The sequence below is a fragment of the Lentzea rhizosphaerae genome (assembly GCF_042649515.1).
GTDB lineage: Bacteria > Actinomycetota > Actinomycetes > Mycobacteriales > Pseudonocardiaceae > Lentzea > Lentzea aerocolonigenes.
The window spans coordinates 634,652-660,256 of record NZ_JBHRZI010000015.1 but is presented as its reverse complement, the minus strand read 5'-3'; the positions used below and the strand labels follow the sequence as shown (position 1 = coordinate 660,256).

The 25,605-nt window shown below is 69.5% G+C and carries 23 protein-coding genes; 11 read left to right on the top strand and 12 right to left on the bottom strand.

Annotation, left to right across the window (positions count from 1 at the left end; translation table 11 throughout):
- The 3 genes from ACFOWZ_RS20165 to ACFOWZ_RS20155 all read left to right on the top strand — a co-directional run bounded on the left by ACFOWZ_RS20165 (position 1) and on the right by ACFOWZ_RS20155 (position 4,858).
- Entirely contained in the window at positions 1-1,344 is a 1,344-nt protein-coding gene (locus tag ACFOWZ_RS20165; protein ID WP_382374604.1) for a serine/threonine-protein kinase, read from the top strand.
- Between the two features lie 71 nt (positions 1,345-1,415).
- Positions 1,416-4,007 (top strand): alpha-glucan family phosphorylase, encoded by a 2,592-nt coding sequence (glgP, locus tag ACFOWZ_RS20160; RefSeq protein ID WP_382374602.1) that lies wholly within the window; start codon positions 1,416-1,418, stop codon positions 4,005-4,007.
- A 302-nt stretch (positions 4,008-4,309) separates the two neighbouring features.
- Positions 4,310-4,858: a hypothetical protein gene (locus ACFOWZ_RS20155; RefSeq protein ID WP_382374600.1), complete on the top strand. Its 549-nt coding sequence runs from the start codon at positions 4,310-4,312 to the stop codon at positions 4,856-4,858.
- Between the two features lie 231 nt (positions 4,859-5,089).
- Here ACFOWZ_RS20155 and ACFOWZ_RS20150 read toward each other — a convergent pair whose 3' ends face one another.
- Genes ACFOWZ_RS20150 through ACFOWZ_RS20140 form a run of 3 tightly spaced genes read right to left on the bottom strand, consistent with a single transcriptional unit; the run spans position 5,090 to position 7,223 of the window.
- Complete coding sequence (locus tag ACFOWZ_RS20150) at positions 5,090-6,211, bottom strand: hypothetical protein (protein WP_382374598.1); 1,122 nt, start codon at positions 6,209-6,211, stop codon at positions 5,090-5,092.
- Positions 6,212-6,249: 38 nt separating this feature from the next.
- Positions 6,250-6,639, bottom strand: coding sequence for a rhodanese-like domain-containing protein (locus ACFOWZ_RS20145; protein ID WP_382374596.1), 390 nt, complete (start codon positions 6,637-6,639; stop codon positions 6,250-6,252).
- Positions 6,636-7,223, bottom strand: coding sequence for a cysteine dioxygenase (locus ACFOWZ_RS20140; protein ID WP_382374594.1), 588 nt, complete (start codon positions 7,221-7,223; stop codon positions 6,636-6,638). The genes ACFOWZ_RS20145 and ACFOWZ_RS20140 overlap by 4 nt, the downstream gene beginning before the upstream one ends.
- Positions 7,224-7,538: 315 nt before the next feature.
- On the opposite strand from ACFOWZ_RS20140, the gene ACFOWZ_RS20135 reads away from it, so the two are divergent.
- Together ACFOWZ_RS20135 and ACFOWZ_RS20130 are read left to right on the top strand one after the other, a co-directional pair.
- Positions 7,539-7,769 carry a PIG-L deacetylase family protein gene (locus tag ACFOWZ_RS20135; protein ID WP_382374592.1) on the top strand — a complete coding sequence of 77 codons (231 nt, stop codon included), beginning with the start codon at positions 7,539-7,541 and terminating at the stop codon, positions 7,767-7,769.
- A 117-nt stretch (positions 7,770-7,886) separates the two neighbouring features.
- Complete coding sequence (locus ACFOWZ_RS20130) at positions 7,887-8,060, top strand: hypothetical protein (protein WP_382374590.1); 174 nt, start codon at positions 7,887-7,889, stop codon at positions 8,058-8,060.
- On the opposite strand, the gene glgX is transcribed toward ACFOWZ_RS20130, so the two are convergent.
- Positions 8,037-10,151: a glycogen debranching protein GlgX gene (glgX, locus tag ACFOWZ_RS20125; protein WP_382374588.1), complete on the bottom strand. Its 2,115-nt coding sequence runs from the start codon at positions 10,149-10,151 to the stop codon at positions 8,037-8,039. The genes ACFOWZ_RS20130 and glgX overlap by 24 nt on opposite strands.
- Before the next feature lie 135 nt (positions 10,152-10,286).
- On the opposite strand from glgX, the gene ACFOWZ_RS20120 reads away from it, so the two are divergent.
- The 4 genes from ACFOWZ_RS20120 to ACFOWZ_RS20105 all read left to right on the top strand — a co-directional run bounded on the left by ACFOWZ_RS20120 (position 10,287) and on the right by ACFOWZ_RS20105 (position 14,196).
- A complete protein-coding gene (locus tag ACFOWZ_RS20120; RefSeq protein WP_382374586.1) occupies positions 10,287-11,129 on the top strand; it encodes an ABC transporter ATP-binding protein in 843 nt (280 codons plus the stop codon).
- 179 nt (positions 11,130-11,308) lie between these two features.
- Entirely contained in the window at positions 11,309-12,088 is a 780-nt protein-coding gene (locus ACFOWZ_RS20115) for an enoyl-CoA hydratase/isomerase family protein (protein WP_030467818.1), read from the top strand.
- Positions 12,078-13,034 (top strand): class I SAM-dependent methyltransferase, encoded by a 957-nt coding sequence (locus tag ACFOWZ_RS20110; RefSeq protein WP_382374584.1) that lies wholly within the window; start codon positions 12,078-12,080, stop codon positions 13,032-13,034. The genes ACFOWZ_RS20115 and ACFOWZ_RS20110 overlap by 11 nt, the downstream gene beginning before the upstream one ends.
- Position 13,035: 1 nt before the next feature.
- Complete coding sequence (locus tag ACFOWZ_RS20105; protein ID WP_382374582.1) at positions 13,036-14,196, top strand: THUMP-like domain-containing protein; 1,161 nt, start codon at positions 13,036-13,038, stop codon at positions 14,194-14,196.
- On the opposite strand, the gene ACFOWZ_RS20100 is transcribed toward ACFOWZ_RS20105, so the two are convergent.
- Positions 14,155-14,742, bottom strand: a complete 588-nt coding sequence (locus tag ACFOWZ_RS20100) for a TetR/AcrR family transcriptional regulator (protein ID WP_382374580.1) — start codon at positions 14,740-14,742, stop codon at positions 14,155-14,157. The two genes, ACFOWZ_RS20105 and ACFOWZ_RS20100, sit on opposite strands and share 42 nt — an antisense overlap.
- Positions 14,743-14,833: 91 nt before the next feature.
- Between ACFOWZ_RS20100 and ACFOWZ_RS20095 the strand changes: the two genes are divergently transcribed.
- A complete protein-coding gene (locus tag ACFOWZ_RS20095) occupies positions 14,834-15,223 on the top strand; it encodes a DUF4267 domain-containing protein (RefSeq protein ID WP_382374578.1) in 390 nt (129 codons plus the stop codon).
- Positions 15,224-15,447: 224 nt separating this feature from the next.
- On the opposite strand, the gene ACFOWZ_RS20090 is transcribed toward ACFOWZ_RS20095, so the two are convergent.
- The 5 genes from ACFOWZ_RS20090 to ACFOWZ_RS20070 all read right to left on the bottom strand — a co-directional run bounded on the left by ACFOWZ_RS20090 (position 15,448) and on the right by ACFOWZ_RS20070 (position 22,770).
- Positions 15,448-16,173: a nucleotidyltransferase domain-containing protein gene (locus tag ACFOWZ_RS20090; RefSeq protein ID WP_382374576.1), complete on the bottom strand. Its 726-nt coding sequence runs from the start codon at positions 16,171-16,173 to the stop codon at positions 15,448-15,450.
- 265 nt (positions 16,174-16,438) lie between these two features.
- Entirely contained in the window at positions 16,439-18,286 is a 1,848-nt protein-coding gene (locus tag ACFOWZ_RS20085; RefSeq protein ID WP_382374574.1) for a hypothetical protein, read from the bottom strand.
- A gap of 41 nt (positions 18,287-18,327) precedes the next feature.
- Positions 18,328-21,585: a GH92 family glycosyl hydrolase gene (locus ACFOWZ_RS20080; protein ID WP_382374572.1), complete on the bottom strand. Its 3,258-nt coding sequence runs from the start codon at positions 21,583-21,585 to the stop codon at positions 18,328-18,330.
- Positions 21,586-21,643: 58 nt separating this feature from the next.
- On the bottom strand, positions 21,644-22,480 hold the full coding sequence (locus tag ACFOWZ_RS20075) for a nucleoside hydrolase (RefSeq protein WP_382374570.1): 837 nt from the start codon (positions 22,478-22,480) through the stop codon (positions 21,644-21,646).
- A 14-nt stretch (positions 22,481-22,494) separates the two neighbouring features.
- Positions 22,495-22,770: a hypothetical protein gene (locus tag ACFOWZ_RS20070; RefSeq protein WP_382374568.1), complete on the bottom strand. Its 276-nt coding sequence runs from the start codon at positions 22,768-22,770 to the stop codon at positions 22,495-22,497.
- A gap of 55 nt (positions 22,771-22,825) precedes the next feature.
- Here ACFOWZ_RS20070 and ACFOWZ_RS20065 point away from each other — a divergent pair, with 55 nt between their 5' ends.
- The gene (locus ACFOWZ_RS20065) at positions 22,826-23,587 is read left to right on the top strand and encodes an acyltransferase (protein WP_382374566.1); all 762 of its coding nucleotides are present in this window, start codon (positions 22,826-22,828) and stop codon (positions 23,585-23,587) included.
- Here the strand turns inward: ACFOWZ_RS20065 and ACFOWZ_RS20060 are convergent.
- Positions 23,550-24,305, bottom strand: a complete 756-nt coding sequence (locus ACFOWZ_RS20060; RefSeq protein WP_382374564.1) for an SGNH/GDSL hydrolase family protein — start codon at positions 24,303-24,305, stop codon at positions 23,550-23,552. The genes ACFOWZ_RS20065 and ACFOWZ_RS20060 overlap by 38 nt on opposite strands.
- Before the next feature lie 48 nt (positions 24,306-24,353).
- On the bottom strand, positions 24,354-25,601 hold the full coding sequence (locus ACFOWZ_RS20055; RefSeq protein ID WP_382374562.1) for a glycosyltransferase family 4 protein: 1,248 nt from the start codon (positions 25,599-25,601) through the stop codon (positions 24,354-24,356).
- Positions 25,602-25,605: the final 4 nt, after the last annotated feature.

Genomic DNA, 25,605 nt, shown 5'->3' with positions numbered 1-25,605 from the left:
GTGCAGACCTTCGCCGGCCGGTACGCCCTGCTCGAACGCCTCGGCAGCGGCGCCATGGGTGTCGTGTGGCGCGCACGCGACGAGCTGCTCCACCGCGAGGTCGCGATCAAGCAGCTGCTCCTGCCCGAACTGGAGCCGAAGCAGGTCGAGGAGGCCTGCCAGCGGGCGATGCGCGAGGGCAGGATCGCCGCTCGGTTGCAGCACCCGAACGCGATCGGGGTCTTCGACGTCGTGGTCGAGGACGGCCGACCGTGCCTGGTGATGGAGTACCTGCCGTCCAGGAGCCTATCGGCGGTGCTGGCCGAGCGCGGCACGCTGCCGCCGGAGGAGACCGCGCGGATCGGAGCGGAGGTCGTCGCCGCGCTCGCCGCGGCGCACGAGGCGGGGATCGTCCACCGGGACGTCAAGCCCGGCAACGTCCTGATCGGACACAACGGCAAGGTCAAGATCACGGACTTCGGCATCTCGCGTGCGGCCGGGGACGTGGCGGTCACCAGGACCGGGATGCTGGCGGGCACGCTCGCCTACCTCGCGCCGGAGCTGGCTCGCGGCGCGGACCCCGATCCGGCGGCGGACATGTTCTCGTTCGGGGCCACGCTCTACGCGATGATGGAGGGGCAGCCGCCGTTCGGGCGCAGCGCGAACGAGTTCGGCCTGCTCTACAAGATCTCGACCGGGCAGCTCGTGCCGCCGACCAGGTCCGGACCGCTGACGCCGCTGCTGACCCGGCTGCTGGCCATCGAGCCGGCGGAGAGGCCGACCGCCGCGCAGGTCGCCGAGGAGCTGGCGGCTCTCACCGGTCCTGCGTCCGCCACCGTGTCCGCCACCGCGATCCAACCCGTCCGCCGAGCGCGCCGGGCCGGGGCCCTGGCCGCTGCGGCCGTGTTGCTCGTCGCGATGGTCGTGACCGCGTCCTTCCTGGTCAACCGCTACCAGGCCGTCGGATCGGGCACCCCGTCGACGAGTCAGAGCACGACGGCATCCCCCGCCGCCCTCACCACCAAGGACGTGGACGCCTTCGTCCAGCGGCACTTCGCCAAGCTGCCGAAGGACCCCGCGGGTGCGCGCCAGGACTGGGCTCCCGAGTTCCGGCCCGCCGAGCAGGCCGACGACCAGTACTGGAAGCAGTACGAGGTGGTCGCGATCTACGGCGAGCCCCGGATCAGCGGCACCGCGCAGGACGACGAGAGGTTCGCCGTCGAGCTCGACCTCACGCTGCGCAAGCACGGCGCCCCCACGAGCGACTTCCCGGGGAAGAACGTGTCGATCGTGGGTTTCCGGCTGGACCTGGTGGTCCGGGACGGCGAGTTGTTCATCGCCCACTCGCGCGAACTGGCCAATTGAGCCGCAAGTCGTTGCAGGTGTGACCGGGAACGTTGTCAGGCCCTCGGGGGTGGCAGGTAAGTTCGCTCGTCATGCGAGCACTTCGCCGGTTCACCGTCCGAGCCAGCCTGCCGGAGCCCCTGTCCGCGCTGAGCACGCTCGCCACCAACCTGCGCTGGACGTGGCACCCGCCCACGCAGGACCTCTTCGCCTCGATCGACTCGCGCGTCTGGTCCGAGGTGGGTGGCGACCCCCTGCGCCTGCTCTCCGTCGTCGACGCCGGGAAGCTGGAGTCACTCGCGAGAGACGAACAGTTCCTGCTCAAACTCCACGCCCTCGCTTCCGACCTGGAGCGATACGTCAACGGGCCGCGCTGGTACCAGCGGCGCCAGGACGAGATCTCCGGTCGCAGGGAGCGCGGGTCGAGCGACACACCACTGCCCACGAGCGTCGCGTACTTCTCGATGGAGTTCGGCGTGCACGAGGCGCTGCCGAACTACTCCGGCGGTCTCGGCATCCTCGCCGGCGACCATCTCAAGGCAGCCTCTGACCTGGGCGTTCCGCTGATCGCGGTCGGTCTGCTCTACCGGTCCGGGTACTTCCGCCAGTCGCTGTCGCTCGACGGCTGGCAGGTCGAGCACTACCCGGTGCTCGACCCGCGCGGCCTGCCGCTGGAACTGCTGACCGAGCCGTCCGGGCTGCCGCTGCTGGTCCACGTGGCCATGCCGGGTGACCGGATGCTGCGCGCGAAGATCTGGAAGGCGCAGGTCGGGCGCGTCCCGTTGCTCCTGCTCGACTCCGACGTGGAGCAGAACGACGACGACCTGCGCGGCGTCACCGACCGGCTCTACGGCGGCGACCAGAACCACCGGATCCGCCAGGAGATCCTCGCGGGCATCGGCGGCGTGCGGGCCGTCCGCACGTTCTGCGAGCTGACCGGGCACGCGCAGCCCGAGGTGTTCCACACGAACGAGGGCCACGCGGGCTTCCTCGGACTGGAGCGGATCCGCGAGTACATCACCAACGACGGCCTCGACTTCGACCAGGCGCTCACGGCGGCCCGCGCCGGTGCCGTGTTCACCACGCACACGCCGGTGCCCGCCGGCATCGACAGGTTCCCGGTCGACCTGGTCCAGCACTACTTCGGCGCCGAGAACCTGGTGCCGGGCGTGAACACCCAGCGCATCCTCGCGCTGGGCGCCGAGGACAACCCCGGCATGTTCAACATGGCCCACATGGGCCTGCGGCTCGCCCAGCGCGCGAACGGTGTGTCCAAACTGCACGGTGAGGTCAGCAGGGACATGTTCCGCGGCCTCTGGCCGGGCTTCGACGCCACCGAGGTGCCGATCGGCTCGGTCACCAACGGCGTGCACGGGCCGACCTGGGCGGCGACCGAGATGAGCAAGCTGCTCGGAGCGTCCGAATCAGACGCAGTGGACAACAAGATCGGACTCGGCATCGGCGCGTTCGAGCCGGTCACCGACGCGGGCCTGTGGGAGCTGCGGTCGACGTTGCGCGGTCGCCTCGTGCAGGAGGTGCGCAGGCGTTTGCGCGAGTCGTGGCTGCAACGCGGTGCGTCCGCGCTGGAGCTGGGCTGGACCGACTCGGTGTTCGACCCGAGCGTGCTGACCGTGGGCTTCGCACGGCGCGTGCCGACGTACAAGCGCCTCACGCTGATGCTGCGCGACCCGGAACGGCTGCGTTCGCTGCTGCTGCACCCCGAACGGCCCGTGCAGCTCGTTGTGGCGGGCAAGTCGCACCCCGCCGACGACGGTGGCAAGGCGCTGATCCAGCAGATCGTGCGCTACGCCGACGACGCGGGCGTGCGGCACCGGATCGTGTTCCTGCCCGACTACGACATGTCCATGGCCCGGTACCTGTACTGGGGCTGTGACGTGTGGCTGAACAACCCGATGCGCCCGCTGGAGGCCTGCGGCACGTCCGGCATGAAGGCGGCGCTGAACGGCGGCCTCAACCTGTCCATCCGCGACGGCTGGTGGGACGAGCTGTACGACGGGTCGAACGGCTGGGCCATCCCGACCGCGGACGGCGTCAACGACCCGATCCGCCGGGACGACCTCGAGGCCAACGCCCTGTACGAGCTGCTCGGCTCGCAGGTGGCGCCGTTGTTCTACGACCGCGGGGAGGACGGCGTGCCGACCCGCTGGATGTCGATGGTCCGGCACACGCTGGCCTCGCTCGGGCCGGTCGTGCAGGCGTCCCGGATGGTCCGCGAGTACGTGGAGACGTACTACGCGCCGGCCGCCGCGTCCGCGCAGAACGTCGTCGGTGAGGGCTACCGGGGTGCGAAGGAGCTGTCCTCGTACCGGCACCGGCTGCGCGCGTCGTGGACGCGGGTGCGGGTGCTCGACAGCGACCTCGTGCTCGGTGGCTCGTCCGTGCCGGTGCTGGGCGCGCCGGTCATCGTGCGGGCACGGGTGGAGCTGGCCGGGCTGGAGCCGTCCGAAGTGGACGTTCAGGTCGTGCTCGGCAAGGTGTCCCACGACTCCGACGAGCTCAAGGACGTCGTGACGGCGCCGATGAACTACGCGGGCAACGGCAACTACGAGGCGGAGGTGCCGCTGCCGCACGCCGGTGCGCTCGGTTACACCGTGCGCGTGCTGCCCCGGCACGGCCTGCTGGCCTCTCCCGCCGAGCTCGGCAGGGTCGTTCTGGCCAGCTGACCAGGTCAGTTGGATCAACACAGGGCATCCAGTTCGCCTTCAAACGGCGGGCTGGATGCCCTGATGTGTTCGTCTTCTTTGTTTCCTGTTAACTGCTCGTGACCTCGCTCAGGCGCGTGCACGATTCAGGGCCTTCCCTCATTCGAATGAGCACTTTTTCGAGTGGGTGAATTCGCGATCTCCGCTGGTAGGGGTGCGTGCCCGGGCTTACGCTTCATCGCATGGAATGAACCGCACCAGAATTCCCGCTAGGCATTTCCGGCGCGGCTCCAGCGAATTGCGCATTGAGGAAGAAGGTAGCCGTGAAGAAGACGATTACCGCACTCTCGCTCGTCGCAGCACTGTTCACCGCCTCATCAGTCCCGGCTGCCAGTGCGACGCCCGCCGCGCCAGAACTCCCAGCCGCCTGCGCCGCGATCGTGACCGATCTCGCCGGGAAGCTCACGAAAGTCGTCAGCAGCCTGTTGCCACTTCCGAACGTCGGCGCGGTGACACCGTTGATCGGTGACCTGCTCGGCCTGGTGACCGCGCTGCAGAGTTCCGGGTGCCTGCCGGCGTTGCCGACCAGCGGGCTGCCGGTGCCGGTCCCGGTGAAGGGCGTCGCCTACGCGGGCCCCGTCGACCAGTGCCTGCCGGTCGTGATGAACCTGATCTCGTCCATCGCCGGTCTGGGCGGCACGATCCTCGGCGCCGCGAGCGGTGGCCTGCCCGACGTCGGCAAGATCACCGGAATCCTGACGACGTTGCTGAAGACCGTCACCGACCTGCTGCAGAAGTGTGGTCTGCCGGCTCCGCCCGGTGGCCTGCCCGCGCTGCCCGGCCTGCCCTCGCTGCCGGTCGAGAACAGCTGATCTGAAACGCGGGGTGGAAAAGGGCCCGTCACCGGTCTCGGTGACGGGCCCTTTGCCGTGCGCGGTGCGTAGTATTCCGGGCTGCGCGGAATGTCGGTGGCGAGCTGGCCGGTCACCCGTTCGTTGCGGTTCAAGCCTTTTCCGGGAATGCACACAATGGGGCGACCGATTCGTTTTCGGTCGTGAGGTGTGGTTAGCCTGCGGATTGGTGGCGGCGGCAACTGTCCGGGGTCAGCTGATCTCCAGACGGGCGCGGGTCGCCGCCACCCGCGGGCTCCACCCGGCGAGGGCGGTCGCCTCGGCCGTGAGCTCGCGGGCCTTCGCGTTGTTGCCGTCGGCCATCCACGCCCGCGCGATCGTGATCAGTTCGTCGGCGCGGTCCAGCGCGTTCTCGCTCGACTCGGCCGCGTAGCCCGCGAGCTGCCTCGCCTTCGCGGTGTCGCCTTCGATCAGCGCGATGACCGCGAGCACCCCGTTCGACCGGTGCTTCGGATACCCGGCCTCGTAGGCGTTGGCGAGCATGCTCTTCGCCGTCTCCAGCCCGACGTCGGCGGGGAACTGCCCGGCCTCCACCGCGGCCGCGGCGACCGCGGCCGTCGTGGCCATCACGAACGCCAGCTCGCGCGTGCCGAGGTCCTGCCGCCTGCTCAACCCGACGACGGTCTGCAACGCCTCCAGGTACCGCTCGCGGGCGCACGCGGTCACGACCTTGAGCCCGACCACGGTGAGCAGGTCGGGGTGGTCGCGCACCAGCTCCTCGTGGATCCGCTCGGCCTCGTCGATGTCGCCGCGGTGGTAGGCGTCCATGCCGGCGACGACCTGCGGCCGCGCCTCCAGTTCGCCGAGCCGCCGGCCGGTGAGCTTCGGCAGCCCGAAGACGAACCACCCGAGGCTCGTGTGGCCAGGCTTCTCGACGGGCACGAGCTGGAGCAGGAAGCACGCGGTGGCGGCCAGCGCCAGGCCCTTGCCGAACGCCGCACCGGTGGCGAGCCACGTGGCCGCCGCGACCACCGCACCGAGGAGGATCGCGAACGCTCCGGTGAGGACGGTCCGCCTGCGCACACCCGGCTTCAGCCCGGTGATGCCGATCGTCGCGAGCACCGGCAGGGTCCGCAGCACGATCCGCTGGTGCGTCCTCGTCCACGACTTCAGCTCGCTGCCGATGCCGATGATCACGTGCGTGACGCGGAGTCCGAAGAGGACGGCACCGAGCGCCAGCCCGGCCTGCGCCAGCGTCAGCTCCAGCAGCAGTCCCACCAGTGCCCCGGCGAGTCCGGCGAGGAGGTCGGGGTAGGTCCAGGCGATCGTGCCCGCCACGACCAGGGCCGTCACGACCCAGCGCACAACTGTCACGATCACAAGACGCTACCGGCGTGACAGCGGTTCCACGGTCACACGACGGCCTGCGTGCCACCTTCCCTGATCGGCAGTCCCGCCGCGCGCCAGCCCCGGTACCCGCCGACGAGATCCGTGGCGTTGGGCAGGCCGATGCGCTGGAGGTCGCGGGCGGCGAGCGAAGAGGCCCAGCCCTCGTTGCACACCACGACGACCGTCGTGTCCGCGGTGAAGCCGGGCAGCCGCCACTCGCCGGCCGGGTCGAGCCGCCACTCCAGCACGATCCGCTCGACCGCGACGGAGTTCTCGATCTCGCCCTCCGCCAGCCGGTTGTGGTGCGGCCGGATGTCGACGACGAGAGCGTCCTCCAACCGGTGCAGCTCGTGCGGTTCCAGCCGCTTCAGGTGGGACCGCGCCTCTTCGAGGATGATGTCGACGGTGCTCACGGGCCCTCCTGGTCGGCCAGCTGACGCAGTTCGGACAAGGGCAGGCGCTGGGCGGGCAGCGGCGGGATCGAGTCGGGGATGTCGAGCAGTGACGCGTACTCGCGGGTCGGCACGAGCGGCGGCGAGTAGGCGTGCACGGTCGCGGCAGGCACCTCGAACGGGTTCAGCACCTGGTGCGCCCGCCCGGAACCGAAGCCCAGCGCGTCACCGGTCTCGCGGACGGCCGACCGCACCGGGCCGGCGGGGTAGCGGTAGTCCTCCCGCAGCCGGCCGGTCAGCACGGTGAACGACCCGGCGGACCCGCCGTGGTCGTGCGGCTCGGTGCCCTGGCCGGGCAGCCACGACAGCAGCCACAGTTCCACGCCCTCGGTCAGCCCCAGCCGCGCCCACCAGCGACGTTCCGGGGAGTAGTCGAGGATCTCCAGCAGCCCGGTCGTGAGCTCGCTCGCCACGAACGAGGTCAGGTCGCGCAGTTCGCGCGGCGTCCACAGGGATCGGGACGGGTGGATCACGTCACGCAGCAGCTGACTGTCCAGCCGCGGGTGCAGGTCGAATTGATCTTGCTCGGCAAACGTCGAAGTCACCGGCTCGCTCCAGATCGCGTTGGCTTTGGGTCGACACGCTTTTTGTCGACCCAAAAGACGGCCCCATGATTTGGGGGTGTCACTGATACGGGGTAGCGATCAAGACGCAACGCAGCTGCTCAGCGCATGCGTCGCGTCGAGCTACACCCGCACGACGCCACGAGCACGAGGTCGATCGTGCGGTCGGTCCAGCAGTAGACCAGCACGCCGTGATGGTGCCAGACGTTCTCGGAGAGTGGCTAGAGCGTCCAGTGGATGATCTGTGGTCCACACCAGTGCTTGTTTCGCCCGGTGACGCGCAGTAGGCACCAGAGCATGGAGCTCAGCCGGCGCAAAGCACTCGCTCTCGGTACCGCCGCGGCCCTGCTGCCCACCGGCACCGCGGCCACGGCCCGTCCACCCGCGATCTTCTACTCGCCGCACCAGGACGACGAGTCGCTCGCGATGGCCGGGTCGATCCGCCGGTGCAGAGAGGCGGGACGGCGGGTGGTCCTCGTGCTGCTCACCCGCGGTGAGAACGGCGGGTTGCTCGACATCCGAACCTGACCCCACAAGGCGTGCCGCGAGGCAGCGGAGGGTCTGCCCGGGCTCGACTTCCGCTTCCACTGGGTCTACGGCTACACGTGGCCCCAGGAGCAGCGGACGGCCGACCAGGTGATCGCGTTGAGCGACAGGCAGTTCGCCCGCAAGCGGCAGGCGCTGGCCGAGTACGGGCGCTGGGACCCGGAGCGCGGCAGGTACGCGCTCGGCCACCACAGCGTCGGCAAGCTCATGATCGACCCGGCCGCGGCGGACCCGCACGAGTACGTCGATCTACCTCGGCACGCGCAGAAGTAGCAACGAGCGCGCTTCCACCGTCACCTTCGCGCGCGGCGGCAGCGAACCGGGGGCGGCGGGCGAGCCGTCCGCCGTCGTCGTGTCCAGGTACGGGTCGTAGGACGGCCCGTACCGCTCGTGCGGCAGCGTCACGGTGATCGGGTCCGCACCGGCGTGCATCAGCAGCAGCCACGAGTGGTCCGACACGAGTTCGCCTTCCCGCGTGCGCGACAGGCAGTTCGAGCCGTCGATGAACATGCCGAGCGTGCGGCGGCCCTCGTCGAACCAGTCGGTCTCGGCCATCTCGTGCCCGTCCGGCCGGAACCACACCAGGTCCGGGTTGCCGCTGGGCGTCGTGCGGCCCTCGAAGAACTCCGGCTGGCGCAGTGCGGGGGAGGAGGAGCGCAGGTCGATCAGCCGCTGGGTGAAGCCGAGAATCGCCTTGCTCGCGTCGGTCTCCTCCCAGTCGACCCAGGAGACCCGGTTGTCGAGGCAGTACGCGTTGTTGTTGCCGCGCTGGGTGCGCCACATCTCGTCGCCCGCGACCATCATCGGCGTGCCGGTGGACAGCAGCAGCGTCGCGAGGAGGTTCCGCGCCTGCTTGGCCCGCAGCGCGAGGACGTCCGGATCGGACGTCTCGCCCTCGGCGCCGCAGTTCCACGACCGGTTGTCGTTCGTGCCGTCGCGGTTGTCCTCGCCGTTCTCCTCGTTGTGCTTGTCGTTGTACGACACCAGATCCCGCAGCGTGAACCCGTCGTGCGCGGTGATGAAGTTGATCGACTGCCACGGCCGGCGCAGGTCGTCCGCGTACAGGTCCGACGACCCGGAGAGCCGGTACGCGAGGTCGCGCACGGACGTGTGGCCGCGCCAGAAGTCCCTGACCGTGTCGCGGTAGCGGCCGTTCCACTCCGCCCACTGCACCCCGAAGTCGCCGACGCGGTACCCGTCGCCCGTGGCGTCCCAGGGCTCGGCGATCAGCTTCGCGCGGCACAGCACCGGGTCCGTCGTGATGGCCGTCAGCAGCGCGGAGTCGCGGTCGAAGAACCCGCCGCCCGGCCTGCCCATGGTCGACGCGAGGTCGAACCGGAAGCCGTCCACGCCCATCTCGTCCGCCCAGTACCGCAGCGAGTCCGTGACCAGCCGCACGACCTGCGGCGACCCGGCGTCCAGCGTGTTGCCGCACCCGGTGATGTCGACGGTGCTGCCGCCGCCCGCGTGCAGGTAGTACCCCGGCGCGTCGAACCCGCGGAAGCAGATCGTCGGCCCGTCCGGCCCGCCCTCGCAGGTGTGGTTGTAGACGACGTCGATCAGCACCTCGATGCCCGCGGCGTGCAGGGCCGAGACCATCGTCCGGAACTCCTGCACCTCGTTGCCGGGCTCGCTCGCGTAGCCCGCGTGCGGAGCGCAGTACCCCAGCGGCGAGTAACCCCAGTAGTTGACCGCTTTGCGGCCGATGAGCGACGGCTCGTCCTGGAACGCCTGCACGGGGAGCAGTTCGACGCTCGTGACGCCGAGCCGCGTGAGGTGCTCGACCGCCGCCGGGTGCGCCAGGCCGAGGTACGTGCCGCGCAGCCGTTCGGGGATGTCCGGGTGGTTCTTCGTGAAGCCCTTGACGTGCAACTCGTAGATGACGGCCTCTTCGAACGGCACCTCGGGCTTCACGCCCGTGTCCGCGCCGCCCGGCGAGCTCACGACCGAGAGGGGAACGCTGCCGAGCGAGTCGACCGCGGACGGCGGCCCGTGCATCGGGTCGCCCACGTACCCGAGGGCGGCCTCGACGTCCGTGATCCGCCCGGTGATCTGCCGCGCGTACGGGTCGACCAGCAGTTTCGCCGGGTTGCACCGCAGCCCGCGCCCCGCGTCGTACGGGCCGTGCACCCGGAAGCCGTACTTCTGGCCGGGCGTCACGCCGGGGACGAGGCCGTGCCACACGCCGAACGTTCGTTCGGTCAGTTCGACCCGCTTCTCGGCCCCGTCGTCGTCGACGAGACAGACCTCGACCGCGTCGGCGACGTGCGACGTCACCGCGAACCGGACACCGCCTGCTTCGGCGTGTGCCCCCAGTGGGAACGGTCGGCCTGCCAGCACCTCGGACTCCGGTCGCATAGCCATACCTCCGATCTTGGCATCCGGCACCGACAAAAAACTTGAGAGTTCACACAGGCGGCGCAGCCCGGAGTGCACGCGGGGAGCTTTCGTACTCTCCTGGCGCACGTAGCGTCCCCGCGTGTCGTCTGGAGACCCCCGATGGAGGGGTTGGGGAAGGCCGTTCGGAACAATGGAGGCGTGGCGGACGTCGACGTGACAGATCTGGTCGTGCACATGGCGGGCGTGTCGGTCCGCCGAGGGAAGAACACGCTGGTCGGCAACATCGACTGGAGCGTGGAACTGGACGAGCGCTGGGTGGTGCTGGGCCCGAACGGTGCCGGCAAGACGACCCTGCTACGGCTCTCCAGCGCGGAACTGCACCCCACGAGGGGCAAGGTCCACCTCCTGGGTGAACGCCTGGGCAAGACCGACGTCCAGGAGCTCAAGCCCCGCATCGGTCTGTGCTCGGCCGCGCTGAACGGCCGCGTCCCCGGTGACGAGAAGGTCGTCGACCTGGTCGTCTCCGCCGGTTACGCGGTGCTCGGCCGGTGGCGCGAGGAGTACGGCAAGGAAGACACCGACCGCGCCCGCGAGCTGCTCGGCACACTGGGGATGGAGCACCTCGCCGACCGCCTGTACGGCACGCTGAGCGAGGGTGAGCGCAAGCGCACGCTGATCGCCCGCGCGTTGATGACCGACCCCGAGATGCTGCTGCTCGACGAGCCCGCCGCCGGCCTCGACCTGGGCGGCCGTGAGGACCTCGTCGCGAAGCTGTCCGAGCTGGCGATGGACCCGGACGCGCCCGCGATGGTGCTGGTCACGCACCACGTCGAGGAGATCCCGCCGGGCTTCACCCACGCGTTGCTGCTGCGTGAGGGCTCGATCGTGGCGCAGGGTCTGCTCGACGACGTCCTGACTGAGGAAAACCTCTCAAAGACGTTCGGGCAGGACCTGGAGCTGCAAAAGTCGGGGGACCGGTTCTTCGCCCGCCGGAAGGTCTGAGAAGCTACCGCCGGGTAACGTGAGGCTGATTGAATTCGCGAGTTCGTGTCGGTCGTCCGGGTTCCTCTTCGGGTCAACCGCCGCAGGCGATTCGGGCCGAAGCGGAGCCCGGACGACCGACTTGAAGACGAACTCGCCGCCGTCTGCGGAGCAGCGGCCGAGGATACGGAGGGCGCTGCGTGGCTGAGTTCGTGAGGCTCGAGGTCGAGGACGGGATCGGCACGATCCGGCTGGACCGGCCGCCGATGAACGCCCTGAACCGGCAGGTGCAGTCCGAGCTCCAGGCCGCCGCCAAGGAGGCCTCCGAGCGCTCGGACGTCTACGCGGTGATCGTCTACGGCGGCGAGAAGGTCTTCGCCGCCGGCGCGGACGTCAAGGAGTTCGCGCAGATCTCCCACGCCGAGATGACGTTGCGGGCGAAGGGCCTGTCCGACGCTCTCGGTGCACTCGCTTCGGTGCCGAAGCCCACGGTCGCCGCGCTGACCGGCTACGCGCTGGGCGGCGGCTTCGAGGTCGCGCTGGGCTGCGACCGGCGCATCGCCGGCGACAACGTCAAGGTCGGCCAGCCCGAGATCCTGCTCGGCCTGATCCCCGGCGGTGGCGGCACGCAGCGCCTCGCCCGGTTGATCGGTCCGTCGAAGACCAAGGACCTGCTCTACACCGGCCGGTTCGTCGGCGCCCAGGAGGCGCTGGAGATCGGCATGGTCGACGAGGTCGTCGCTCCCGACGACGTCTACGCGGCCGCGGTGCGCTGGGCGAAGCAGTTCGTCAACGGCCCGGTGCTCGCCCTGGCGGCGACCAAGGCGGCCGTCGACGGTGGCCTCGACACCGACCTGGAGTCGGGTCTGAAGCTCGAAAGCCACCTCTTCGCGGCCCTGTTCGCGACTGAGGACAAGAAGGCCGGTGTGGAGTCGTTCATCGAGAACGGCCCAGGGAAGGCGAAGTTCAGTGGCAACTGATCCGGCACCGAACCCGCACGCGACCGCGGAAGAGGTCGAGGCGGCCTACAAGGACACCAAGCTCGCGCAGGTGCTCTACCACGACTGGGAAGCGGGCACGTACGACGAGAAGTGGTCGATCTCCTACGACGACCGCTGCATCACCTATGCGACGGACCGCTTCCGGGCCGCCGCCGGTGACGTCGGACCGTACGAGCACGCCCTGGAACTGGGCTGCGGCACGGGTTTCTTCCTGCTGAACCTCATGCAGGGCGACGTGATCAAGAAGGGCTCGGTCACCGACCTGTCGCCCGGCATGGTCGAGGTCGCGCTGCGCAACGCGAAGCACCTCGGGCTGGACGTCGACGGCCGGGTCGCCGACGCCGAGCGGATCCCGTACGACGACAACACGTTCGACCTCGTCGTCGGACACGCGGTGCTGCACCACATCCCCGACGTCGAGGGTGCGATGCGCGAGGTGCTGCGCGTGCTGAAGCCGGGCGGCAAGTTCGTGTTCGCGGGCGACCCGACGAACATCGGCAACTTCTACGCCCGCAAGCTCGGCCAGGCGACGTGGTGGCTGACCACCAACATCACCAAGGCCGTGCCCGCCCTGGGTGGGTGGCGTCGCCCGCAGGAGGAGCTCGACGAGTCCTCCCGGGCCGCGGCGCTGGAAGCCGTCGTCGACCTCCACACGTTCGACCCGGACCAGCTGGAGGCCACGGCCCGTCGCGCCGGTGCCGTCGACGTGCACGCGGTGACCGACGAGCTGTCGGCCGCGTTGTTCGGCTGGCCGGTGCGCACGTTCGAGGCCGCGGTGCCGCGCGAGAAGCTGGGCTTCGGCTGGGCGATGTTCGCCTACCGCACCTGGCAGAACCTCTCGTGGGTGGACCAGAACGTGCTGTCGAAGGTCCTGCCGCGCGAGGTCTTCTACAACGTGTCGGTCACGGGCAAGAAGTCTTCCTGAGTTGGGCTACGCGTTCACCCCCGCCGACGTGGCGTTCCTGCGTTCCGGCGCCGGAGCCGCCGCGCTGGCGGAGGTGGACGCGTTGCCGTTCTCGGACGCTTCCCGGCTGCACGACGTCGGTGTGGCCCGCAAGTTGCTGGGGGAGTCGTTCGCCCCGGTCGTGGAAACCGTGCTGCTGCGCCGTCGTGCGGTGTCCAAACTGGACTCTTCTGGTTCGTGGCTCTTCACCGACGACGCTCTCCAGCAGGCCACGGCTTCGGCCGTCGCCCGTCACCGCGCTTCGCGGTTCGCCGGCCGGGACGTTCACGACGTCACGTGTTCGATCGGCGCGGACCTCTTCGCCTTGAGCGCTGTGGCCTCTCGCTGCATCGGCTCCGACCTCGACCCGGTCCGCCTCGCCATGGCGCGCAACAATGTTCCGGGTCAATTGGTGGTCCAAGCCGACGCGTTGCGGCCGGTGTCGCGGGCCGGCGCGGTCACCGCGGATCCCGCTCGCCGTGACTCGTCCGGCCGCCGCAAGTGGCATCCCGCGGACTTCGTGCCGCCGCTGGACGAGCTGGCCGAGGTCTACGCGGGGGTGGATCTCGCGGTGAAGTGCGCGCCCGGCCTCGACTTCGCGGTCGCGCCGTGGGCGGACGAGATCGAGGTCGTGTCGCTGGACGGCGCGGTCCGCGAGGCGTGCCTGTGGACGCGAGGCCTTGCCACGCCCGGGGTTTCGCGCCGTGCCACCGTTCTGCACGGGGGCGCCTCGTGGAGCGTGACAGATGCTGAGCCCGACGACTGTCCGGTCGCTGCACCCGGCGCGTGGCTCATCGACCCGGACGGCGCGGTGGTGCGCGCGGGTCTGGTGCGGCACTACGCGGCGCGACACGGCCTGTGGCAGCTCGACGAGCGCATCGCGTACCTGAGCGGTTCCGAGCCGCCTCCGGGCATCCGGGCGTTCCGCGTGCTCGAACACGGCCACTACACGGAGAAGTCGCTCAAGTCGCTGCTCCGGGCGCGCGGCATCGGCAGGTTGGAGATCCTGGTGCGCGGCCTCGACGTCGACCCGAACACGTTGCGCAAACGCCTGAAGCTGGCCGGTTCTCTTGAGCGCACGGTGGTGCTGACGCGGATCGGGTCACGGCCGTTCTTCGTGCTGTGCGAGGCTGAGCGCACCTAGCAGGAGGTCGAGCCGGGTTTCGTCGAGTTCCGGGCGGAGTCTCTTGCCCTGAACGAGCGTCGCGATGCCGTGCAGCGAGCTCCAGAAGACCTCCGTCAACGCTTCCAGGTCTCGTTCGCCCCGGACGGGTTCGACGGCGGCGACGAGCTCCCCGAAAGCGTCGAGCAACTCCTGCGGCACCTCTCCCGTGCCCCACGGGATGTCGGACTGCTGCACGAACATCGCGTCGTAAAGCGCAGGCCTCTCTCTCGCGAACCGCAGGTACGCCTCCGCCGCGACCCGCAGCCGCGACTCCCCTCGTGAGGGACGGGCCTTCCGCAGCAACCGCGCCAGCTCACCGCACCCGTCGATCGCGACCGCGCGCACGATCGCGTCCTTGCCCTTGAAGTGGCTGTAGAGCACCGGCTGGCTGTACTCGACCTTGTCCGCGAGCCGACGCGTGGTGACCGCGTCCCACCCTTCGGCCTCGGCCAGCTCCCTGGCCGCGTCGATGATCAGCTGATGCCGTTCCGCGCGTTCACGTTCACGCCGGTTCTGAATGCTCACGCTCCCAAATCTAGCACCGCTAGACATTCAAGCGCTTCTAGTGTTAGCGTCGCTCCCATCGCTAGCAACGCTAGAAATCCTGGAGGGCGAAATGCGTTTCACCACGGTCATGGCCTGGCTCGTCGTCGTGGCGGGTTTCTACTTCGGCCTGAGCTACCTGCTGAACGGTGAGGGCTCCGCCGCAGGCTTCGGCATCGTCGACCCGGCCGGCTACTACGTCGTGAAGGGCGTGCGAGACCTCGCTTACGCCCTGACAGCCCTGATCCTGCTGGTGATGAAGCAGCGCCGAGCTCTCGGCTGGGTGGTCCTGGCCGACGCGATCATCCCGATCGGCGACTGCCTGGCCGTGATGACGCACGGCGGCACAGTGGCCTACGCCCTCATGGTGCACGGCTCGGCCGCAGTCCTGGTGCTGCTCACGGCGTGGCTGCTGCTGCGGGAAAAGGCGCCCGCGCAGCCGAAGCCGGCACCGGTGGGCTGAAGGCAGCGCCGAGGCGATCTCAGGCGGTGCCGGCGGGCAGCGGTCCAGAGGACAACGCGCAGCTTCAGCCACCGCTGGCCGGTGGTCTCGAAGCAGCACCCACCGCGCACCTCGAGCGCTGGTCCCGAAGGCCCCCACACTGCGCGCTCACGACCCGAGGCTCACCTCCGCACGCCAGGCCCCAACCCAGCGCCACGCCCCAGCCCGGTCGCCGCACCCTCCCCTCAGTCCCGCGCACCAACCCCGTCGGCCAACGCGCGCACCACCTCCGCCACCCCCGAGTCCTCGATCTCCCCCACCAACAACCCGGTCAACACCTGAAAAGCCCGCCCCAACTCCTCAACCCGAGTGGACAACGCAAGCGTCCCCGCAAACACCTCCACCTCCGGCACGTCATCCACCCCGCGCCCCTGCACCGCATTGACCCCGCAACGCAAGCACCACAACGACATCACGTGATCCCGCATCCCGTTGAGCATGTACAGCGCCTGCCACACCCGCCCCCGCGCGAGCGCCGACCGCACGTGCAACCCGTACAACCAGGCGAGCCCAACGAGCTCATCCCGATCCGGCTGACCCGCGGGCGGCAACGAGTTCGCCTCACCGAACAGCAGCCGGAACGTCGGCCCGGTAGCACCGAACTCGGACGAGGGCCAGAACGCGACGTCCACCTGCAACGTCGACCGCATCAGGAACACCCGGAACAGCACGGCCCCGCGCCGCACGTCGAGATGGCTGACCGCCCCGCGCGAGTACATCAGCGCGGTCCAGTCGCTCACGATCGGGTCCAGCGAACCGTCAACGGACAGGGCGAGGTCGATGTCGGACCAGCGGTCTTCCTCGCCCACCGCCAAAGACCCCGTCAACGCCGCCCCGACCACACGCGGGTCGGACTCGGCGGCGGAGACGAGGTCGCGGCGCAGCTGGTCACGTTCGGAGACTGTGAACACAACCCGACACTATTGGCCGCGACTCGCGGGGTCGACACGGGCGAACCGTCGCAGGTCGAGCCGAACTCGCGCAGTTCCGGCACCGAGTCGAGCACCGGGATGCCCGTCGCCCTCGCGACTGACTGTCCGGACGGCGGCGTTGTCTCCCTTGAGGTTCGCCCGGTGGGAGGACCTCGCCATGCTGTGCCCGAACCGGCAGCACGCGCCTGTCCTCGACGTCCGCGGACGAAGAACCATGCAGGGAAAGCGAAACTCTCACGCCACGTCAGCTCGGCTTGCGCACCAGGTTCGTGTACCCGGCCAGCGCCAGCGTCGCCAACCCCCACACCGCGAGCTGCACCAACCAGACCGCGGCCGTGAACGCCTGCCCCCACCCCGTGCCGGTGTCGAGATCGCACCTCGTCCGCATGCCCGTCATCGCGAGCGGCAGCCCGCGATCCAGCCCGAGCCCGACCAGTTCCACCGTGGAGCAGGGAATTCCGGCCGCGGACGTCGAAGAGGTGACGCGTTCGGCGGCCAGGTGCCCTGGACGCGTGGTGACCTGGCCCGCCCACCAGCCGAGCACACCGGCCGTGGCGAGCACGAGCACCAGAGCCAGCGCGGTGCGGCGGGCCTGGTAGCCGTAGCCGGCCAGCACTCCCCACAACCAGTGGAAGAGCCGCGTGAGCCGGTTGCTCAGGGCGTCCGGGTTGCGGCGGCGCAGGTCGGTCTGCTGCGCCATCAGGATCCGGCGCACGGTGCCGTCGTGCCCGGCGGCCCGCTCGACCGCGGCCAGGCGCTGGTAGGCGGAGGCGTGATACGCGGGCGTGTGGCAGCGGATCAGGTGCAGCCACTGCCGCCAGTCCGTTCCCTCGCCGAGGTTGCCGTACGTGAACTCGTCGAGCCGCACCAGTCTCTTGTTCTCGCACGTCGTGCTGATCCCGTTCTCGGGGCACACGAGGCCGGGCGGCAGGTGGACGGTCGTGCCCACGGAAGTGTTGCGCAGATCGAGAACCAGACCGGATCCCGTGGCGATCCGCACGTCGGCGTCTGCGCTCCTGATGCCGAACGCTCCTCCGACGTGGGTGTCGCGCAGCAAGACCGTGCCGCTGGCGTCGTTGCCGGAGAACTCGACTCGCTTCTCCAGGTAGACGCCGACCTCGACACGTGCCCGAACCATGCAGAGCGCAGGCCCGGTCGTGTTCGTGATCCGCACGTCCTTGAACTCGATCTCCTGGTGCAGCGCGGCACCGATCAGGTCGATCGCGCCACGGGGACCCTCTCCCGAGAGCTCGATCCCGTCGCGGAAGAAGACGCTGCCGGTGACGTCGATGCCGTTCAGGTAGAGGGCGGGTCCGTCGGAATTGGTCACCTCCACACCGCGGTACAGCGAGAAGTACTTGGAGATCCTGGCGTTGAGCAGGTTGATCCCGCCGAACCGGCCGTGCCCGGCGAACCGGGCGTTGTCGCGTGCGGACACCGCGCCGTCGACGCGCACGTCCTCGCAGTCCCAGGCAGGCCCCGCGTTGTTGCGGACCTGCACGTCGTTCAGTTCGAGCTTCCCGCCGATGTGGGCGCCGATCATGTTGATCGCGCCGAGCTCGCTGTGCCCGGTGATCCGTGCCCCGCCGCGTACGAACATCGAGCCGTCGACGCGCAGGCTGTCGGCTTTGACCGCGGAGCCCGTGGTGCAGGTGACCTCCACACCCTCCAGGTCGAGATCTCCGCCGATGTGCGCGGCGTGCAGCCGGATCACGGCGTCGTCGCCTCCGGCGAACTTGACGCCCTCGCGCAGGTACAGCTCCCGGCGAACGCGCGCGGCGCCGGCGTACAACCCCGCGAGCTGCCCGCCGATGATCATCAGGTGCGGTATCTCCGCGTCGTAGGCCAGAATCGGCCCGTCGAACACGCAGTCGGTGAAGAGCATGCCGACGACCACCTTCGCGCTGTCGAGGTCGAGCGTTCCCTCGATCCGCACGCCCTCCAGCCGCAGCCCGCGCGGGTGCAGGTCGCCGTGGTGGCCGAGCAGCAGCTCTCGCAGCTGCTCGGCGCGCACGACCTGGTCAGGCGTTGTCCCGGTGAAGCGATCGCCGTTCTTGGCCGCCTCGATCAGCTGCTGCTCCGACTCGATCACAGACCGATCATGCCCGTTGCGGCCCACCCGCGGTTGACGAACTAGCCCAGCGCCACCGCGAAGACGTGCAGGTCGCCGTCCTCCGGCAGCACGATGCTCGCGAGCGTCTTGCCCTCCGGCGCCACGTACGTCTTCGTCGCGAAGATGTGCGTGGCGACCTTCTCGTTGCCGCCGCCGAGCTGGTTGCGGTACGGCGTGTTCGCGACGATCACGTTGCCGTAGCTCGGTGTCTGCCCGCCGCCGCCGAGCGTCCAGTCGCTGAAGCCGATCTCGACCGGCGCCGTGGTGCCGTCCGTGAACGTCACCGTGGCGGTCCTCGTCCGCCCGCCGTTGGCCGCCGAGCCGAGGAACGCGAGCCGGGTTCCGGACAGGGCAAGCGTTTGCTTCGCCCCGGTCGCGTTGTCCGGCCTGCCGGCGGGGGAGTTCGGCCACGTGAACGTCAGGCCGTCGACCGTGCCCGTGCCGCCCGGCGCGAGCCCCGCCGTGGCGAGCGCCTCGCGCGAGTAGCTGTAGCCGCCGCCGTCGAAATCGCCGTCGCCGTCGGCATCGGCGGACGCACCGACGTTGTTCACGGCGGCGAGCATGCTGCCCGCAGGGGCGACCTTCACCGTCTGCGGCAGCACGACCGGCTTCGCGGCGCCCTCGACGTTCACCGTGACGGTGAAGTCGTAGAAGCCCTGCGCGGTACCGGCTTCCGCCGAGATCGTGAACTCCGACGGCACGGCACCGGTGGTGGGCGTGAACTTCAGCGCCTCCGGTCCGGTGATCGTGTAGGTCGCCTTGGGGTCGCCGTCGTACAGCTTGACGGCGTTGACCTTCGCCGTCACCGACTTGCCCGGCTCGACCACGAGCTGCCGCGGCTCGACCGTGAGGTAGTAGGGCTGGTCGTGTTCGATCGGCTGCTCGCCGTCGCGGAACGACGGCGGCGCGTCCGACGCACCCGTGCCCCACGCGGCGGGCGACTTGCCCAGCACGAAGTCCAGCTTGCCGCCGCGCTCCACGAACGACTCGGGCAGCCAGGTCTTCGACGACGCGCGGCCGTTGACCTTCAACGACTGCACGTACTTCGTGACGGTGTTCGCCTGCGGAGCGTTGATCGTGATGTCCTTGCCGGCACCGCGGTTGATCTTCACCGACGTGAACAGCGGGCTGCTCAGCACGAGCTCGGCGCGCGACGGCACCTGCGGGTAGATGCCCATCGAGGTGAAGACGTACCAAGACGACATCGCGCCGAGGTCGTCGTTGCCGGGAATGCCACCGGGGGCGTTCTTCCACAGCGTGTTGATCGTCTCGCGCAGCGTCTCCTGCGTCTTGGCGGGCTGGCCGGTGTAGTTGTAGAGCCACGGCACGTTCACCGACGGTTCGTTGTCCAGTTCGGACTTCGCACCGCCCTTGCCGGTCAGCGCCCAGCTGCCGTCGGCGTTGTGGAAGAAGTCGTCCAGCCGCTTGTTCGCGCGTTCGCGACCGCCCAACGACTCCACGAGCCCGGCGACGTTGTGCGTGACCATCCACGTGTACTGCGCGCTGCTGCCCTCGACGAACCCGTTGCCGGTGTCGGGAGTGAAGTCCTTGACCCAGCTGCCGTCGGCGTTGCGGTTGCGGATGTAGCCGCCGGTCTTGTCCGCCACGGGGTCGAAGTTGTTCTGCCACCACTGCGCGCGTTCGGCGAACGTCTTTGCGGTCTTCTTGTCGCCCGTGCGCGCGGCCAGCTGGCTGATCGCGAAGTCCGCCGCGGAGATCTCCAGGGTCTCCGCCGCGCCACCCCACGCGTTCGACACCGACGGCATGTACTGGTGCTTCAGGTACTTGTCGAGCGACGGCCGCTGCCCGACCGACATGACGGCCCAGCCGTCCTTGCTCAGGTCGAGCGCGGTGGGCACGGTTGCGGCCTTCACCAGGGACTTGAGCGACGACTTGATGTCGTACTTGTCGCCGCCGAACGCCGCGACGGCGGCCAGCGCGATGGGCGCCGGGTCGCCGTTCATCACGTGTGTGCCGCCGCCGTTGTGCGTCCAGCGGTCCCACACGCCGTTGTTCTGGTCGGCCTGGTTGAGCAGCGACTGCGCGATGTCCGAGCCGATCTGCGGTTCGAGCAGCGTCACGAGCTGCAGCTGCGAGCGGTAGACGTCCCAGCCGGAGAAGGTGCCGTACTGGGCCTTCTGCCTGCGCTTGTCGATCTTGTGCGTCTTGCCGTCGAACCCGGCGTACTCGCCGTTGACGTCGCTGAACAGGTTGGGGTGCAACAGGGAGTGGTACAACGCGGTGTAGAACTTGGTCCGCTCGTCATCGGAGCCGCCGCCGACCTCGATGCGCCTGAGCTGCTTCTGCCACGCGATGTACGCGTTGTCCCTCATGTCCTCAATGGACTGACCCTTGTTCTCGGCCTCGAGGTTCTCGCGCGCGTTGTCGAGGCTGACGTAGGAGATGCCGACCTTGACGCCGACCTGCGAGCCGGGCGCGAAGCCGAGGTAGGCGCCGGAACCCTTGCCCAGCACCGGCCAGCCGTTCGTGCCGTACGTCGTGCCGCCCTTGGAGGAGGTGGAATCGGGCGTGACAACGTTGTCTTGATACGTGCCGACCTCGGTGAAGTCCTGGTCGAACTCCGCCACGAAGTGCAGCGTGTAGTAGCTGCGGCGGCCGACCTGGTTGATGTAGCCGCAGAAGTTGCCGGACGTGACGCTGCCGGTGATCGTCCGCTTGGCCCTGTCGATCACGGTCTGCGCGTCGGTGCTGCCGACCTGCGACTTCGACGTGTTGATCAGCACCGTCGCCGGCTTGCCCGCGGGGAAGCTGAACCGCGCCGCACCCGTGCGTTCCGTGGCGGAGAGCTCGGCTTTGGCGCCCGACTTGAGGGTCACGTCGTAACGGCCGGGCTTGGCGACCTCGTCCGCGTGCGCGAACTCGCTCGCGTAGACCTCGTCCTTCGCGTCCGTCGTCGGGCTGGTCGTGACGGTCCCGACGTGCGGGAAGATCGGGATGTCACCACTTCCGCCCGCGCATCCGGTCCCGGACATGTGGGTGAGGCTGAAGCCGCGGATCTTCGTGGCGTCGTACCGGTAGCCGCCGGGAGCCGCGGCGCGCAGGGTGTTGCCGCGGGACGCCTCGGGGCTGAAGGAGAACATGCCGAACGGCACGACCGCGCCGGGGAAGGTGTTCCCGAGGTTGGTCGTGCCGATGAACGGGTTCACGTGTGCCGCGGGGTCCGGCACCACCTGGATCTGGGGCTGAGCGGAGGCAGGGACCACTCCGAACGTCATGGCCACCGCCACCGCAGCTGTCGTGAGGACTCTTCGCTGCATGGTCGCGGACCCTACTTTCCGTGCCCGCCCAACCCCAGAGAGCGACGCGAAGTTGTCGTCAAACGGACAACCGCTGCTCCATGAAGGCCCTCAACGCGGGCCAATCGGTGTCCTCCGCGACCTCTACCTGGTGGTTTCCGTCGACGAGCGCACCTTCGTCGTCGACGTCGAGCCGGTGGGTCTTGGTCTTGAGCGCACCGGGAACGATCGCCTCGGCCACCGCGACCGCGTCGTGGACGTAGATCCCCTGGTTCTCCGACCGGTTGGCGAGGTACGCGCGGTAGGTGCCGGTGAAGTTGCTCAGCACGGGGTCGACCTTGGCGAGGAACTCGGTGTCGGCGATGCAGCGGTGCGTGAGGTTGAGCGGCACGACGACCGGGTTGCCCTTGCGGATCACGGTGCGCGCCGCGGCGGGGTCGGCCCAGAAGTTGAACTCGGCGCGCTCGGTCGTGTTGCCGACGTCGAGCCCGCCACCCATGACGATCAGCCGGGGGAACACGATCCCGGCGTCGAGCGCCCTGGCGATGTTGGTCTGCGGCCCGATCGCCACCACCACGGTCTCCGGCGTGAGGTGCTCGCGGTAGAAGCCGGTCACGTCGTCACCGAAGAGCTCCCGGCCGTTCTCGGGCAACGTGTGCGCCTGCCCGCCGAGCCCGTCCTCGCCGTGCACGTCCGCCGCCCCGCTGGGCCCTTCCGCCCCCTTGGCCACGGGCACGTCCGTCCGGCCGAGGTAGGCGAGCAACCGCTGGGCGTTGCGGGTGGTGAGGTCGAGCCCGACGTTGCCGAACACGGTCGTGAGGCCCACGAGCTCGACCTCGGGGCTGCGGGCAGCGAGCGCGATCGCGAACGCGTCGTCGACGCCGGGGTCGGTGTCGATGATGAGAGGAGTCGCCATGCCTCCAGGGTGCCTCAGTTGAAGAACAGCATCGTTTCCAGGCGCGCCTCGGTCACGTCGTCGAACTCGCCGCTCAACACGACTTGCAGCATTCCGTTGCCGTGATCACGAGCAACCGACAGCGTGATGCCTTCGATCGCATGCGCGAACCACGATGGAGCGTGCGCGTTCGAGGCCGCGGCGCCCGCCTCGATCGGCCCGGTGTCGAAATAGCCCCACTCGTATCCCACGAGCAAGGAGACGTACAGGGCGACCTGCTGCAGGTTGCCCTCGTGGATCCAGCCGCTCACCTCTCGCACGGTCCGCATGATGCCGCATGGCGCACACGATTTAGAGTTTCAGCCCATGACTTCGATGTGGGGAGCACCCGTCTGGACTAGATGGGCCAGGTCGCGCCGGGACCCGCAGCAGGCGCGCTTTCTCACGGTCGCCTCCCTGCGCTGGGTCCTGCGCCACCGCGCCTACACCCCGTGGTACCTCGTCCGTTACTACCGCCTGCTGAAGTTCCGCCTGCTCAACCCGCACGTGGTGCTGCGCGGCATGGTGTTCTTCGGCAAGCGCGTCGACGTCATGGCCCGCCCCGGCTACGGCCGCCTGGAGATCGGGCGCTGGGTGCACATCGGTGACGGCAACGCGATCCGGTGCCACGAGGGGTCGTTGCGCATCGGCGACAAGGTCGTGTTCGGCAAGGACAACACGGTCAACTGCTACCTCGACATCGAGATCGGCGCCTCCAGCCTCGTCGCGGACTGGGTCTACATCTGCGACTTCGACCACAAGACCGAGGACATCACCCTGCCGATCAAGGACCAGGGCATCGTGAAGTCGCCGGTCCGCATCGGGCCCGACTGCTGGCTCGGGGCCAAGGTGACCGTGCTGCGCGGCACGCGGGTCGGGCGCGGGTGCGTGCTCGGGGCGCATGCGGTGGTGCGTGGGGACGTGCCGGACTTCAAGATCGCGGTGGGCATGCCGGCCCGGGTCGTGCGGGACCGGCGTGCCGACTACGAGGCCGATGCCCAGCGGCGGGCGGACATCGCGGACATGGCGCGCAAAGCCAAGGAGGCGCTGGCTAAGCGAGCGGAAGAAGCGTCGGACGCTTCGGCCTGAACCCGTCGCCCGGCTGCCGGCCGATCAGCTTGTTGCGCGTCCGCGTGTACGCCACCGGCAGCACCTGGTCGCGCAGCCACCGCCAGTGGTCCAGCAACGACGCCGGCGCCGCGGCACCGTCCAGCGGCGCGAGCCACGAGGAGGCGAACGGGATCTCCAGCGCCGACAACAGGTGCCCGGCCAACCGTCGGTGCCCCAACGACGACAGGTGCAGGCGGTCCGGGCCGAAGTAGCGCGAGTCGTGCACGCACTCGTCGGCCTCGACGTCGACCAGCAGAGCGCCGTACTGCACAGCAGCAGCACGAACGGCCGCGTTCAACGCCTCGATCCGGGGCCTCACGCGCCAGCCGAACGGCATGCGGTGCGAGACGTCGCTCAACGTGAACACGGCGACGGTCGGCGCGAACGACGTCACGGCACGAACGAGCGCATCCACCCGTTGCTCGATCTGAGCAGCGGACGCGCCGGACATCACGTCGTTGCCGCCGCCGAACACCGCCACCAGGTCCGGCTTCAACGCCGCGGCGGACGGGACCTGCTCCACCAGCATCTGGTCGAGGCGACGGCCGCGCACGGCCAGGTTGGCGTAGCGGAAGCCGGGCGCGTCCAGCACGGACGCGACGCGGTCAGCCCAGCCGCGGTACCGGCCGTCGGGAAGCAGGTCGTCCAGGCCCTCGGCGCAGCTGTCTCCGATGGCCACGAAGCGTTGGTATTTCATTCGGTCCTCGGTCACCTGTTGTTCACGGGACCGGCGACTGTAGCGGATCTAGGTGAACAGATTTCCGGTCGCGATCTTGGGCCGGCCGAGGACGCGTGGCTCGCGCACGACGGCGGACGCGTAGACCTCCGCCGTGTCGGACGCGATGCTCGCCCAGTTGAAGTCCGTGGCCAGCCGGGCTTTCGCGGCGCGGGCGCGGGTGGCGGCAGCGGTCGGGTCGGACAGCACGTCGCGCACGGCGCGAGCGAGACCGTCCACGTCACCGGGGGCGAACGACAGACCCGTCACGCCGTCCAGGACGACCTCGCCGAGGCCTCCGGCGGTGGACGCGACCAGGGGCGTTCCCGCCGCCGCTGCCTCCAGGGCCACGATCCCGAACGGCTCGTAGCGCGACGGCAGCACGACGGCGTTCGCGGCCGTGAGCAACGCCGCCAATGCCCTGTCGGAGAGGTGCCCGACGAACTCGACGGCCCGCAGCACGCGGTGCTTGCGCGCCTGCTCCTTGAGCCACTCGGTCTGCGAACCTCCACCGGCCACGACGACGCGGGTGCCGCGGAACGTCCGGCGGATCCGGGGGAGCGCGGCGATCAGGTCCTGGATGCCCTTCTCCCACTCGATCCTGCCGAAGAAGAGCAGCAGCGGATCACCGTGCGGTGAGTATGTGCGCCGTGCGGCACCGACGTCCTTCGCGCGCACCTTCCAGCCGCCCGGCTCGATGCCGTTGTGCAGCACGGAAACGTCGGCGGTGTCCACATCGAACAGATGCGCCACCTCACGCCGCATGGCCGACGAGCACGTGATCAGCGAGTCCGCGCGGTTCGCGAGCCACCACTCCACCGAGTGGACCTGCTGGTTCAGCGGGTGGGACAGCCAGCCGGAGTGCCGTCCGGCCTCGGTCGCGTGGATCGTGGCCACCAGCGGCACGCCGAACGCCTCCGCCAGCGCCACCGCCGGGTGCGTGACGAGCCAGTCGTGCGCGTGCACGACGTCCGGCCGCCACGAGCCCAGCGAGAGCCCCGCGCGGGTCATCGCGTGGCCCATCGCGAGCGTCCACGCCACGAGGTCCTTCTCGAACACCAGGTGCGCGGGGTCCTCGGCGACGCGGATCAGCCGCACGCCCTCGCTCACCAGGTCGGTGGTCGGGTGCGTGACCGCGTCGGTGCCGGCCTCCTGACGGCAGAGCACGACGACCTCGTGCCCCTGCGCGGCCAGCTGTGTCGCGAGCGCGTGGACGTGCCTGCCCAGTCCGCCGACGACCACCGGCGGGTACTCCCACGACAACATCAGCACGCGCATCCCG